This is a genomic window from Roseibium litorale, assembly GCF_014842915.1.
Classification (GTDB): Bacteria; Pseudomonadota; Alphaproteobacteria; order Rhizobiales; family Stappiaceae; genus Roseibium; species Roseibium litorale.
In genome coordinates, this window is the sequence record NZ_JACYXI010000010.1 from 26,295 (window position 1) to 39,524 (window position 13,230).

General features: G+C 60.8%; 10 protein-coding genes. 5 read left to right on the top strand and 5 right to left on the bottom strand.

The features are described from left to right. Positions 1-26: 26 nt before the first annotated feature. Positions 27-407, top strand: a complete 381-nt coding sequence (locus tag IG616_RS15280; protein ID WP_192149033.1) for a hypothetical protein — start codon at positions 27-29, stop codon at positions 405-407. Positions 408-567: 160 nt separating this feature from the next. Further along, complete coding sequence (locus IG616_RS15285) at positions 568-2,235, top strand: thiamine pyrophosphate-binding protein (RefSeq protein ID WP_192149034.1); 1,668 nt, start codon at positions 568-570, stop codon at positions 2,233-2,235. A 76-nt stretch (positions 2,236-2,311) separates the two neighbouring features. On the opposite strand, the gene IG616_RS15290 is transcribed toward IG616_RS15285, so the two are convergent. The 3 genes from IG616_RS15290 to IG616_RS15300 all read right to left on the bottom strand — a co-directional run bounded on the left by IG616_RS15290 (position 2,312) and on the right by IG616_RS15300 (position 7,331). Further along, positions 2,312-5,053, bottom strand: coding sequence for a bifunctional acetate--CoA ligase family protein/GNAT family N-acetyltransferase (locus tag IG616_RS15290; protein ID WP_192149035.1), 2,742 nt, complete (start codon positions 5,051-5,053; stop codon positions 2,312-2,314). Between the two features lie 134 nt (positions 5,054-5,187). Further along, positions 5,188-6,018 carry a universal stress protein gene (locus IG616_RS15295; protein WP_192149036.1) on the bottom strand — a complete coding sequence of 277 codons (831 nt, stop codon included), beginning with the start codon at positions 6,016-6,018 and terminating at the stop codon, positions 5,188-5,190. A 158-nt stretch (positions 6,019-6,176) separates the two neighbouring features. Next, positions 6,177-7,331 (bottom strand): acyl-CoA dehydrogenase family protein, encoded by a 1,155-nt coding sequence (locus IG616_RS15300; protein ID WP_192149037.1) that lies wholly within the window; start codon positions 7,329-7,331, stop codon positions 6,177-6,179. 353 nt (positions 7,332-7,684) lie between these two features. On the opposite strand from IG616_RS15300, the gene IG616_RS15305 reads away from it, so the two are divergent. From IG616_RS15305 to IG616_RS15315, 3 genes are all read left to right on the top strand, one after another. Further along, entirely contained in the window at positions 7,685-8,701 is a 1,017-nt protein-coding gene (locus tag IG616_RS15305) for a C4-dicarboxylate TRAP transporter substrate-binding protein (RefSeq protein ID WP_192149038.1), read from the top strand. Between the two features lie 91 nt (positions 8,702-8,792). Continuing rightward, the gene (locus tag IG616_RS15310) at positions 8,793-9,431 is read left to right on the top strand and encodes a TRAP transporter small permease subunit (RefSeq protein WP_192149039.1); all 639 of its coding nucleotides are present in this window, start codon (positions 8,793-8,795) and stop codon (positions 9,429-9,431) included. Continuing rightward, positions 9,428-10,795 carry a TRAP transporter large permease gene (locus IG616_RS15315; protein ID WP_192149040.1) on the top strand — a complete coding sequence of 456 codons (1,368 nt, stop codon included), beginning with the start codon at positions 9,428-9,430 and terminating at the stop codon, positions 10,793-10,795. Before IG616_RS15310 ends, IG616_RS15315 begins: the two co-directional genes overlap by 4 nt. 159 nt (positions 10,796-10,954) lie before the next feature. On the opposite strand, the gene IG616_RS15320 is transcribed toward IG616_RS15315, so the two are convergent. After that, positions 10,955-11,305 (bottom strand): DUF805 domain-containing protein, encoded by a 351-nt coding sequence (locus IG616_RS15320; protein WP_192149041.1) that lies wholly within the window; start codon positions 11,303-11,305, stop codon positions 10,955-10,957. 181 nt (positions 11,306-11,486) lie between these two features. After that, entirely contained in the window at positions 11,487-13,085 is a 1,599-nt protein-coding gene (gene xseA, locus IG616_RS15325) for an exodeoxyribonuclease VII large subunit (protein WP_209007577.1), read from the bottom strand. Between the last annotated feature and the right edge of the window lie 145 nt (positions 13,086-13,230).

The window sequence follows — 13,230 nt, forward strand, 5'->3', positions numbered from 1 at the left end:
ATCATAGACCCCTAGGAGGAACGCATATGAGTGACCATCCGGCATTGAAGAAGATCAGGTTGAACCTGGCGCGCACAAAGGAGTTCCCGAACGGCTCTGCCCAGCATGGATATGAGTTTACCGCTCCGCTGGACGATACGGGTCACATTGACGCCACGGCCTGGAAGAAGGAGCGGGATCATTGCCGGGTCCGCAGGTTCTGGGCAGGGGAAGAGGAAGATATCGGCCATCTGGTTCATCGTCCGGGCGGTTCCTGGGCCTTCCGCTATGACATCGATGGCGACGAGGACGACGAGGCGGGCTACCGTTTCGGAGCTCATCCCTTTGAGCCCGGCGAATATGTCTCCATCAAGGACGAAGACGGTGAGATGCACACCTTTCAGGTCGTTACAGTTCAGCCTGTCTGAGCCCTGACAGCAACACACTTCTTTCCAGTGAGGAATGATGTCATTGCCAAAAGCCTTGCCCGCGTTGTGCCTTGGCTGATGCGTGCGAGGCGGGAACTGCGCTATAGATCTCATGGGCGTCTTAAATGCGCCGCAGGCTTCATGAATGCAGGGAATGGACATGGCGCAGAAATCAGGTGGCCAGCTTTTGGTCGATGCACTGGAAACCCATGGTGCGGACCGTGTCTTCTGTGTGCCCGGCGAAAGCTATCTCGCCGTTCTGGACGCGCTTTATGATGCCTCCATCGCTGTGACCGTCTGCCGTCAGGAAGGTGGAGCGGCGATGATGGCCGATGCCTATGGCAAGCTGACCGGCAAGCCGGGCATCTGCATGGTGACCCGCGGTCCGGGTGCGACCAATGCCGCCGCAGGCGTTCACGTCGCCATGCAGGACTCCACGCCGATGATCCTGTTCATCGGCCAGATCGAACGCGGCATGCGTGAGCGCGAGGCTTTCCAGGAAGTTGACTATCGTCAGATGTTCGGCGGCATGACGAAATGGGTCGCCGAGATCGACCATGCTCATCGTGTGCCGGAGTTCATCTCCCGTGCCTATCACGTGGCAACCTCCGGTCGTCCGGGTCCTGTCGTTCTGGCGCTACCGGAAGACATGCTGGTCGAGATGGCGGATGTGGCTCAACCCGATCCCTGGCGGCAGGTGGAAACCCATCCGGGCCTGACCGTGATGGCGGATCTGCAGAAGCGCCTCTGGGCCGCAGAACGTCCGATTGCCATTCTGGGCGGCAGCCGCTGGACGGCGGATGCGGTCGCCGGCTTCACCCGCTTTGCCGAGCGGTTCGACCTGCCAGTCGCCTGTTCTTTCCGCCGCCAGATGCTGTTCGACAATCTGCACCCCAATTACGCTGGGGATGTCGGCATCGGCATCAACCCGAAGCTTTCCGAGCGGATCAAGGCGTCAGACCTGATCCTGCTGGTCGGCGGCCGCCTGTCGGAGATGCCGAGCCAGTCCTATACACTGCTTGATATTCCTCAGCCGTCGCAGCCCTTCGTGCATGTGCATCCGGATGCGGAAGAGCTGGGCCGGGTCTACCGACCTTCTCTTGCGATCCATGCAAGCCCCGCTGCCTTCTGCAAGGCTGCGGAAGGTTTGCAGCCGCCGGTGGAGCTGAAGAACGCTGGTGACGCCAAGGCCGCCCATGACGATTATCTGGCCTGGTCTGGTGCCCGTCCGCAGACGGCAGGCAGTCTCCAGATGTCGGGCGTGATGGAATGGATTGAAACCCACTGCGCGGATGACACCATCTTCACCAATGGCGCCGGCAACTATGCGACCTGGCTGCACCGCTTCCACCGGTTCCGCAAGTTCGGCACCCAGGCTGCACCTACCTCCGGGTCCATGGGCTATGGCCTGCCGGGTGCTGTTGCGGCCAAACTGACCTTTCCGGACCGGGATGTGGTCTGCTTTGCTGGCGATGGCTGTCTGCAGATGACCATGCAGGAATTCGGTACGGCCTGCCAGGAGGGCGCATCGATCATCGTGCTGGCCATCGACAACGGCATGTACGGCACGATCCGCATGCACCAGGAGCGCGAGTATCCAGGCCGTCCCTCCGCGACCAAGCTGGTCAATCCGGACTTTGCGGCCTTGGCACGGGCCTATGGTGCTTTCGCCGAGACGGTCACGGCGACGGAAGAGTTCGGTCCTGCCTTCGAGCGGGCCAAAGCCTCAGGCCTGCCTGCGCTGCTGCATCTGAAGCTGGATCCCGAAGCCATCACTCCGGCCCGGTCCCTGACCCAGATCCGCACGGAAGCAGAAGCCAAGCGCTGAGTAATATCAGACGCGAGCTAAAGACTTGAACCCCGGCAGGTATGCGACTCGCCGGGGTTCTTCTTTCAAGTCTGTGTCAGTTCGCAGGCAGTTCGGTTGAGACCGGCAAGGTGACGTGGGCGATGCCAGGGTCATCCGGAGAGGTCGTAACATGGAACCCGAGGGCCTGGCAGACCGACAGCATGCTGGTGTTCTCCTTCAGCACCTCGCCGTGAATGGTTTCGATCCCATCGGCTTTGGCATAACGGATGATGTGTTTCATCAACGCCCAGCCCAGGCCGATGCCTTTTAGATCGGAGCGGACGATCACCGCATATTCCCCTGACTTGTGGTCCGGATCTGAATGCAGCCGGACAACACCCAGAAGCTTGCCGGTGTCCGGATCGATCGCTGCAAAGGCCATGGAGCGGGCGTAATCGAGCTGGGTCAACTGAGCCAGGAAGCGGTGGTTGAAATCCTTGACCGGCGCGAAGAAGCGCAGCCTAAGGTCTTCCGGTGTCACGGACTGGAAGAAGGCGCGGAACAGACCTTCGTCCTCCGGCCGCACGGGCCGGACCGGAATGCTTTGACCGTCCTTGATGGTCAAGGTGCCCTCCCATTCCTTGGGATAGGGGCTGATCGCAAGCCGTGAGGTTCCGCTGCGGCCGGGATGGTGGGCTGGCACACCCAAAGTCATCCTCGTGTCGAGGGCGATCATACCGTCCTCCCGCAGGACCAGCGGATTGATGTCGAGTTCGCGGATTTCCGGCAGGTCGCTTGCGATCTGGGAAAGCTTCACCAGCGCGAGCGCCAGGGCTGCCCGGTCGAGAGCAGGGCGGCTGCTGGTGCCGTCGATCAGCCGGGCGATCCGCGTCCGTCCGATCAGGGCGTCGGCCAGATGCAGGTTCAACGGCGGCAGCTCGACGGCAATATCGACCAGCTCTTCAACCGCCGTCCCGCCTTGCCCGAAGACAAGCGCCGGACCGAAGACGGGGGTCTCCGCAAGACCGGCATAAAGTTCAAGCCCATGCCTGTCTTCCAGCATGGGCTGTACGGCAACACCGGTGATCCGGGCTTGCGGATAGGTCTTGGCGGTCTGATCCAGAAGCTCCTGGGCTGCTGCCTTCACCGCTTCCGGTGTTTCCAGCCCGAACCGCAAGCCGCCGACACGGGACTTGAAAGGAAGGTCTGGCGAAATGAGCTTCACGACGCAGCGCGTGGACCTGGTGAAAAAGCTGCGGGAGGCAAGTCCGGCCTCAGCCGCCGTTGGGCAGAGGCGCGTTTCCAGAACCGGCACCTGATAGGCGGTCAGAATGTCGGTTGCCTCTTCCGGTGTCAGGCTGGTGCGGCCTTCAGCCATGGCTGTTTCGATGATGCTCCTGGCCGTGCCTGCGTCTGGCGTGAACTCCTCTGGCAGGCTTGGCGGCAAGGCCATCAGGAAGTCGCGTGCTTCTGCATCTTGTGCCAGATAAGAAACAGCCCTGGCTGCCTGTGCGGGGCTGGCAAAGCAGGGGACCTTGGCGGCATCCAGCGTGGCTTGCGCGTCAAGATCCGCACCGGCGAGACAGGCAACAATGGCTTTGCGCCGTCCTGTCCGCCGCTTGTCCTCCTTTGCCGCCGTGGCAATGGCTTGCGCCAATGCAGAAAGGGGAGTGAAGGCCGTTGGGGCCTGCACGGCAAGCACCCCATTGGTTGCCGTGTCTTTCAGCAAGATGCCTATGGCGTGTTGAAGGGTTTCTGGCGGCAGGCTCTCCCGCAGAATGACCGGACCGGTATAGGCCGGGTCGTCATGATAGCGCTGCGGGATCTGCTGGTGCAGCATCGGCGCCAACTGGTCCATGGTTTCAGGTGAAAGGCGGGCGTTGGCCACACCGCTCTCCCGCAAGCGTTCTGTCGCTAGGCTGGCAAGGCTTCGGCTGTTGGAAAGAAGCGCGATCGACTTGAGGTCCTGCGCACGCACCCGTGACAGGGTTTCGACGGCCTCGAACATGGCATCGAGATCTGCGACCCGCAGCATGCCGGACCGGCGGAAGGCTGCATCATAGACGAGATCCGTCGTTGCAAGGCGGCCAGCGTGGGTCTGGTAGGAGATGCCGCTTGGTGCTGCCCTGTGTCCGGAACGGATGACCACGACAGGTTTGCTGCGGGCGGCAGCTCTGGCGGCGGACAGGAATTTCCTGGGGCTGGAAATGGCCTCCAGGTGGATGACAATGGCCCGCGTCCGGTAGTCCCGCGCGAAATAGTCGATGAGGTCGCCCACATCCACGTCCATGCGCGCGCCAAGAGAGACGACGCCGGAAAACCCGGTCTGGTGCGCTGCTGCCCAGGACAAGGTCGCATTCATCACCGCGCCGGAGCGGGCGAAAAAGGCGATATCGCCCGCAGCCGGAAGATCGGCGCTGAGGAGCGGGGAAAGGCCGAGATGAGGGAGAGCAAAGCCGAGACTGCCAGGGCCGATTAGGCGGATGCACTTCTCCCGGCTGGCGGTCAGGCATCGGTCAAGCAGGTCCTGAGGCCAGTTTTCAAAGCCCGAAGACAGGATGAGGATGGCCCGTGTGCCTTTTCCGGCAAGTTTGGAAATGACGTCAGGCGTGTCTTCCGCTGCGCCGAGCCAGATCGCGAGATCTGCTGCGCCTTCGGCGGTCTGCTCCAGACCTTGGACATGTCCGCCATCCGGAGCCGGAAACCCATCCAGATTCACAAGCGTTAGGGGAAGTTTCTGCTTTTGACCCTTCAGCCGCTCAGCGAGGCTGTCAAGCAGGTTCTGGGGATGCCGGCTCGGCCCTATCAGCGCCAGAGAGGAGGGAGCAAAGAAGCCATCAAGATTGCGGATCGTCATGGGGTCACCTTGGGCGAAAATGCGGTCTTGCCTGGCCTTGGTTCCTCCCGTGGCATCTGGCTAGCGTTCTATATTTTCCGGCCAGACGGTATTCGTCTGGCCGGGATACTTCATACTGCAGGTGCTGGTGGCACCTAGTGTGCCATCAGCACCGGAACAGTCATGCTGGCGAGAATTTCACGAGTTGCGCCACCGAACAGGAATTCGCGCATACGGCTGTGCCCGTAACCGCCCATGACGACCAGATCAATGCCATGATCAGAGACATAGTTCAGCAGCGTGTCGGCAACGCCGGCCTGCGGATTGGTGACCACGTCGATGGTCACGTCCAGACCATGCCGTGCCAGATAGGTGGCGATCTCGGCACCTGGCTGGCCGCCACCGCGCGCTTTCTTTTCTATCAGAAGGACTGTGATCTTCTCGGCACTGGAGAGCATCGGCAGGGCGGCATGGACCGCGCGGGTTGCCGTGGAGCTGCCATCCCAGCCGATCAGCACATGCTTCGGGGCGCCGGCCGGAGCACCGATATAGGGCACGAGCAGAACCGGCACGCCGCTTTCAAACAGGATTGTCTCGATCAGGAGATCGCGCATGGGTTCCGGGGAGTCCGGATTCGCCTGGCTGACAGCAACCATATCCGTTGTGCGGCAATGCTGCAGCACGCTTTCCAGCGGTCCACCGGTCAAAAGATCGGCCACGCGGCTTTCCGAGTTGATGCCGGCGCGCCGGGCCAGTTCGTCGAAAACGCCACGGGCATCCTTGGCGGCCGCAACAGCCTGCTCATGGGCTGCCTGCAGATAGTCGACCGGCATGGGCGCTGCGGCAAAAGCAGGAACCACAGGCTCGAACGCCATGGCCAGACCTGTCACATGCGCATCACTGCGTCCAGCCAGATCCAAGGCGTAGTTTGCCGCAGGCTGCGCTCCCGCAAGATCAATAATCGTGAGAATGTCTTTCAACGCCATGTCGGCCTCCTAGGGATAGGCGGAGCCGGACGGATGTCTGGCACCGCCGCTGAATGAACTCTATTCGCAGGCGCCTCCGCCAGCCTTGACAGGAATCAAATGCGCAAAGCGTGTATCCGTCAATATGTACACGCAAGAATACACTGCCGCAGCCCGCATCACATTGCCTTCAGCGCCTCGCGGGCGATAATGAGCCGCTGAATTTCGGATGTGCCTTCGTAGATCGTGGTGATACGGGCGTCCCGGGCATAGCGTTCCAGCGGGAAGTCCTTGATATATCCGGCCCCACCATGAAGCTGGAGCGCAGTGTAAGTGGCCTTTTGAGCGGCTTCCGAGGCAAAGAGTTTGGCCATGGAAGCTTCCTTGGCGAAGGGCTTTCCCGCATCTTTCAGCCATGCAGCCTGAAGGATCAGCAGCTTTGCTGCTTCCAGTTCGGTTTCCCGGTCGGCGATCATCCATTGCAGGCCCTGCATGGTGGAGAGGGGCTGGCCGAATTGCTGGCGCTCCTTAATATAGGCCTTGCCTGCGGCCATCGCGGCCTTGGCAATGCCAAGCGCGAGAGAGGCTACGCCAATCCGTCCACCTGCCAGTTCACCAACCGCGATGCGGAAGCCATCATTCTCCTTGCCGAGTAGCGCCGACGCCGGGATCCGGCAATCCTGAAACAGGACTTCGTTTGTCGCCGAACCGGTCTGTCCCATCTTCTTTTCTGCCTTGCCGATCACGAGACCCGGCGTTCCGGCCTCCACGAGAAAACAGGAAATGCCCCTGCCCTTCGGTGCGGAGGGATCCGTGACCGCCCAGACGACGAACACTCCGGCGTAATCCCCGGAGGTTATATAGAGTTTGGAACCGTTCAGGACATAGCCGCCGCCGTCTTTGACTGCCCGGGTCTTCATGGAGGAGGGGTCTGAGCCTGCGGAGGATTCCGTCAGACAAAAGCCGCCGGCAGGATAAGTGCCGTCAGTCAGCTTCGGCAGATAGGCTGCCTTTTGCTCTTCAGTCCCCACCGCCTGAATGACTTCACCTACCATATTGGTGACGGAAACCGTGACGGCAGTGGAGGCACAATGGCCCGCAAGAGCCTCGACGGCGAGGGCAAAGCTGACGGTGCCTGCTTCCGTGCCGCCGTAATCCGCCGAAACATTGAGACCCATGAACCCGTTTTCGGCCAATTCCTTCAGATTTGCCAGAAGGTCAGCCCGCCTTTCCCCCCTGTCCAAGGCTTCGGCCACCGGTGCCAGTTTCTCTGCGCCAAAGCGGCTGGCGGTGTCGGCAATCATCTGCTGCTCGTCCGTCAGGCTGAAATTCATCTTGTCTCGCTCCCATGAAATTTTGCGGTAACGTAGTTGCGGCTTCCGGCGTTTGTCCATGACCTTTTCCGGCCCCGGAGACGCCGCCGGTCCTTCAATCCGGAACATCGCACCTCCGCTGCGGAAAGGAAGGGCCAGCCTGCACCAAGGTCGAATAAGAACAATGGCCACAATGTTTTGCGGTTCGTGATGTTGCGGGCTAAGGTAGCCTCTTCGGGCAATTCTTCGTCCGGTTATTGAACGGTTCCGCGGAAGGGAGCGCGGAACCGGATTTCACCGGTGGTCACAGGCGGGCGCAGAGCGTCCCTGACAGGCTGCCAGTCTTTGCGAGCCGAATATCTGGGAGGATATGCATGCTCAAAGTCACGAAATTTACGACTGCACTGACCGCCACCGCTTTGGGGCTGCTGTTTGCATCCGAAGCATTCGCCGCGGACGTGACCTGGAATGTTTCACTTTGGGGTAAGCGCCGTGCGTTTACCGAAAATGTCGAGAAGCTTGCCGAGGAAGTCGCGGCAAAAACCAATGGCCGTTTCGAGATCAAGATGGCCTACGGCGAGTCCCTGTCCAAGGCAAAGGAAAACCTCGACGGAATCTCTTTCAACGCATTTGAAATGGCACAGATCTGCGCCTCTTACCATGCTGACAAAAATCCAACCCTGACGGTGCTGGAGCTGCCTTTCCTGGGTGTGAAGGACCTGGAAATGGAAACCAAGGTCAGCATGGCGCTCTACGAGCATCCGGCAGTGAAGAAGGACCTTGCCCGCTGGGATGCGATGGCTCTAATGCCGACGCCGATGCCCCAGTATAATTTTGTAGGCAACGGCGATGTGCCCAAGACCACCAAGGATTTCGAGGGCATGCGCGTGCGCGCACTTGGCGGAATCGGTGAGCTGATGTCTGCGGTTGGTGCCGTACCCACGACGGTGACCGCCTCTGAAACCTATCAGGCTATGGAATCGGGCACCGTGCGCGCTGCGTCTTTTGCTCCGCACGCTCATCTTTCGTTCAAGACGGTGGAAGTTGGCACCTGGTGGACCAAGAACATGAATCCGGGAACGGTCCAGTGTCCGGTCGTTGTCAGCATCTCCGCCTACAATGCCCTGCCGGACGAGTTCAAGACGGCTTTGAACGAAGCGGTCGCTCCTGCGCTTGAGCACTACATCGCCACCTACGACAAGGTCTACGAAAAGTGGTGGCCGGAGCTGGAAGCCCGCAAGATCCAGCAGATCGAGTTCACGGACGAGGATCTGGCGGAACTGCGCACCAAGGCCGCCCCGATCTGGAAAAAGTGGGTATCGGACATGGATGCCAAGGGCATTCCCGGTCAAGAACTGCTCGATCTGGCCACCAGCACCATTGGCAACTGAGGGGTTGGCCGTCCGGCCCTCTTTCCCTTTCCTGCCTTGTCCTTCCTCCGGCGCGTTTCGCGCCGGAGGCCATCTTTTGTGAGACCGATCCATGAGAGTTGATGACCGCCCGGTCGTGACCTCCGAAGCGCCACGCTACCGGATGTTCGACGGCGTCCTCGCAACAGTCGAAGACGTGTTCAACCTGATTGCCGCTTCCAGCATTTTGATCCTGATGCTGATGGCAGTCGCGCAGATCTTCCTGCGCACCCTTTTCAACAGTCCTATTCCGGGTTTCATCGATATCACCGAGCAGGCCATGGCGGTTTTCACCTTCATGGGCATTGCCTATTGCCAGCGGGTCGGCGGTCACATCCGCATGGAGATCGTGCTTGGAGCCTTGCGCGGCCGGACCCTTTGGATTGCCGAGTTCCTTGGGGTTCTCGTTGTTCTCATCGTGATCCTCGCGCTCGTCTTCGGTTCCTGGTTCCACTTCATGCGGGCCTGGCAACTGGGGGATTCCACGATCGATATTGGTCTTGCCACCTGGCCCTCCAAACTGCTGGTGCCGGTCGCCATGACGCTTCTTTGCCTGCGCCTCCTGGTGCAGCTCTACGGGTATGCCCGCCTGATCGCAGATCCATCCCGCGTTCCGGTTGCTGTACCGGTCGTCCTGAATGTTGAAGAAGAAGCCCGCCGCGAAATCGAGGAAGCCCTCGGCGACGGCACGGACGAGGAGGCACGGCAATGACCCCGTTTGAAGTTGGGCTGCTGATGACCGGCGTTCTGCTGGTTCTGGTTATCATCGGTGTTCGTGTCGCATTTGCCGCCGCATTTGTCGGTGTCGTCGGCCTGATCATCATCTTCACCATGAAGCAGGGCTTTGAGCGCGGCTTCATGACGGCCATCCAGATGGCCGGAACAATCCCGCATTCCAAATCCGTGACCTATTCCCTGTCGGTCCTGCCGACCTTCATTCTGATTGGCTTCCTCGCCTTCTATGCCGGATTGACCAAACAGCTGTTCGAAGCTTCGAAACGCTGGCTGGGCTGGCTGCCGGGCGGCATGGCCGTTGGAACCGTCTTCGCGACCGCAGGCTTTGCGGCCGTCTCTGGGGCCTCGGTGGCAACAGCTGCGGTGTTTGCACGCGTCGCCATTCCGGAAATGCTGGCGGTCGGCTATTCCAAGCGGCTTGCTGCAGCGGTCGTTGCTGCGGGTGGCACATTGGCCTCGCTCATTCCGCCAAGCGCGATCCTGGTGATCTACGCCATTCTGGTGGAGCAGTCGGTCGGCAAGCTGCTGATCGCAGGCTTTGTGCCCGGCATCTACTCTGCGGTGATCTACATTCTGATCATCGTCGGCATGTCGGCCTGGAAGGGCGATGCCCCGGCGATCAAGGGCTTCACCTGGGGCCAGCGGTTCGCATCCTTGCCCGGAACCTTGCCGATCCTGGCTGTGGTGGCCATTATTTTCGGCTCTCTCTATTACGGCATCGCGACGCCGACAGAGGCCGGAGCGCTGGGCGCTTTCGTGGTGCTGATAACCGCTATCGTCAAAGGCATGCGGCTCAAGCAGCTGGGGCAGGCTCTGCATGAAACGGCCAAGCTTGCGGTCATGATCTTCACCCTCATCTGGGGTGTTCTGGTCTATGTCCGCTTCCTCGGCTTTGCCGGTCTGCCGGATGCCTTCCGCGATTTCATCGTCGCACTGCCCCATGATCCGATGCTGACCATGGTCCTGATCCTGTGTGCCTATGCTGTGCTGGGCATGTTCATCGATGCCATCGGCATGCTGGTTCTGACCTTGCCGGTGGTCTATCCGGCGGTCATGGCGTTGAACGGCGGGGAAGGGGTTTCTGCTGCCGACAGTGCTTTCGGCATGTCCGGCGAGGCCTGCTCCATCTGGTTCGGCATTCTGGTGGTGAAGATGGCGGAGCTCTGTCTGATCACCCCGCCCATCGGCCTCAACTGTTTCGTGGTCTCGGGCGTGCGTCCGGACATCCCGGTGCAGGAGGTGTTCCGGGGCTGCGTGCCGTTCTTCGTCGCAGACGTGATCACCATCGCGGGGCTGCTCGCCTTCCCCTCGATCATCACCTGGCTGCCATCACTGATGTAGCGGTCCTTTGGACATGCAAAAAAATGGCCGCGCGGGGCTCTGTGCGGCCATTTTGATGAACGTTCAACCGCCGAAGCGGTTGGGACCGTCCGTTCCCCTGAAACTGGCGTTTGCAAAAAGAAACCATATGCCGACGAACGGAATGAAATAGGTCAGACATCATAACCCGGATTTGTCGCGGTCGTGAAAACGTCTGATTTCGAACGATGCCCTTATCAATCCTGCAATGACCGCAGTGGTGACGAGCAGGTAGTATCCTGCGGGTGAAAGGACGGGTGTCTCCGGCTGGATCCGGGACGCGGAAGAGGTGTAGGTGTCGATGCCAAGGAGAGAGAGGATTGCCCAGATCGTGACACCGCATACTGTGGTGGCAAGCCAGTAGTTCAATCGTCCTATCCGGCCTTCGAAGCTAAAGAAGACATTGAAGAGCGATGTTGCGGCGTTGACCACCGCATGCGGTTCAGCCTCAAAATCCTCAGAGCGTCGAGGTTCCAGGTAGGCGTCATACACAACGTCCGGCTCCGCTCGTCTTGCGGGCATGCGGGGCACGGCGTTTTTTGGGGCTCCGAGCTTGCCGAAGGGTTTCTTTGGTGGCGGCATGGTGCTTGACCGGGTCTGTCAGGAACGTGTCTTAGAAACCTTAGACCGCCCGGATTTAAGCAAACGTAATGGGAAAGCGGTAATTCCGGTCTTAGAACAGGCTTCCCTGAGATGCAGTGCCACTGCTTTTCGGAATGGCTGTCTTCTTTGTCTTTGCCGGTGTGGCCTTGGGCGGTGTCTTCGGAGGCAAGCTGCCTTCACCGCCTGCCACCGCATCGACCACACCATCGGCAAGCTCAATAGACAAAGCCGCGCCCGGAGCGACGCTCGCGGCGGAGCGGATGGGCTGGCCGGCTTCATCACGCACTAGAGCGTAGCCACGTGAAAGCACATCTTTGTAGGAGAGGGACTTCAGCAGCTTCTCCAGCCCGTCTAGCCGGTCGCGTTGTTTAGAGAGACGGGCCGCATAAGCCCGGTCCAGCCGCCCGGTAAATGTGGTCAGCCGTTCCGTTCCCAGATGGATCTGCTGGCTCAGACGGGCAGGGGACAGGCGGCCGGTCAGGGCTGCATAGGCCTGGCGCTTCTGGCCGAGGGCGACACCAAGAGCCCGCTGCTGGCGGTCGCCGAGACCTGTCAGCTTGTCTCCCGCATTGGCGAGGCCGCGGGTCAGCAGCAACGGCGATAAGCGGGCGCTGGCGTTTTGATAATTGCTGCGGTGGCTGCGGGTGTTTACCGTCAGCGCGTGTTCCAGCCGGGCTGCGGCATGGTCGAAGCGCTGGCGGGGCAAGGCGAGCAGCTCCTGCGGGCCAGGCAGGGCAGCTCCTGCGGCGCGAAGTTCGGTTCGCCGCGTGGAGATTAGGCGGATCAGACCGGACGAAAGGCGCCGCGACAGGTCGTCCACCATGGACATGAGATCGGCTTTGACCGGGACAGCGATTTCGGCAGCGCCCGTCGGTGTCGGCGCCCGCACATCGGCGGCAAGGTCGATCAGGGTCCAGTCGGTTTCGTGGCCGACTGCAGAAATGAGCGGAATCTCACTTGCTGCTGCGGCGCGGACGACAACTTCCTCGTTGAAGCCCCAAAGGTCCTCGATGCTGCCGCCGCCCCGGGCGACGATCAGAAGGTCCGGGCGCGGAATGGCACCGCCTGCCGGCAGTGCGTTAAAGCCGCGGATGCCGTTGGCGACTTCCGCCGCGCAGGTCTCGCCCTGCACCCGCACCGGCCAGACCAGCACGTGCAGCGGGAAACGGTCGGAAATCCGGTGCAGAATGTCCCGGATGACGGCACCGGTCGGCGAGGTGATCACGCCGATCACACGTGGCATGCCGGGCAGAAGCTGCTTGCGCTCCGGCGCGAACAGGCCTTCGGCCCCCAGCTTGCGCTTGCGCTCTTCCAGTAGCGCCATCAGGGCGCCCGCTCCGGCAGGCTCGATGGACTCGATGACCATCTGATATTTGGACTGGCCGGGGAACGTGGTGATCTTGCCCGTAGCGATCACTTCCAGACCCTGTTCCGGCTGGATCTTCAACCGGCTGGCGTTGCCCTTCCAGATCACGCCGCTCAGGACAGAGCGGTCATCCTTGAGATCCAGATAGATGTGCCCGGAGCCCGGACGGGAGATCCGGCCCAGTTCCCCGCGCACCCGCACATAGCCGAACGTGTCTTCCATGGTCTTCTTGATGGAGAACGAAATCTCCGAGACGGAAAACTCCGGGGCATTGGTCGGGGTGCTGGTCGCGGTGTCAGTCAATTGAGTGATTCCTTATTCGCGGTCCAAGGTGGCGTCAGCTGGGTGGAGGGTCAAGCGGGTGGGGGCTCCAGGAAAAGCCTTGGACGGCTTCATGTCCTCCAGGGGCATTGAAATTTGCAGGCCGCCCGTCCTAATTATGGTCACA

What these genes read in the sequence shown, in the direction of transcription:
- IG616_RS15310 (WP_192149039.1), top strand. Translation starts at nt 8,793, where the DNA reads ATGAGAGTTGATGACCGCCCGGTCGTGACCTCCGAAGCGCCACGCTAC.
- IG616_RS15295 (WP_192149036.1), bottom strand. Translation starts at nt 6,018, where the DNA reads ATGGCGTTGAAAGACATTCTCACGATTATTGATCTTGCGGGAGCGCAG.
- IG616_RS15305 (WP_192149038.1), top strand. Translation starts at nt 7,685, where the DNA reads ATGCTCAAAGTCACGAAATTTACGACTGCACTGACCGCCACCGCTTTG.
- IG616_RS15285 (WP_192149034.1), top strand. Translation starts at nt 568, where the DNA reads ATGGCGCAGAAATCAGGTGGCCAGCTTTTGGTCGATGCACTGGAAACC.
- IG616_RS15315 (WP_192149040.1), top strand. Translation starts at nt 9,428, where the DNA reads ATGACCCCGTTTGAAGTTGGGCTGCTGATGACCGGCGTTCTGCTGGTT.
- IG616_RS15300 (WP_192149037.1), bottom strand. Translation starts at nt 7,331, where the DNA reads ATGAATTTCAGCCTGACGGACGAGCAGCAGATGATTGCCGACACCGCC.
- IG616_RS15290 (WP_192149035.1), bottom strand. Translation starts at nt 5,053, where the DNA reads ATGACGATCCGCAATCTTGATGGCTTCTTTGCTCCCTCCTCTCTGGCG.
- IG616_RS15280 (WP_192149033.1), top strand. Translation starts at nt 27, where the DNA reads ATGAGTGACCATCCGGCATTGAAGAAGATCAGGTTGAACCTGGCGCGC.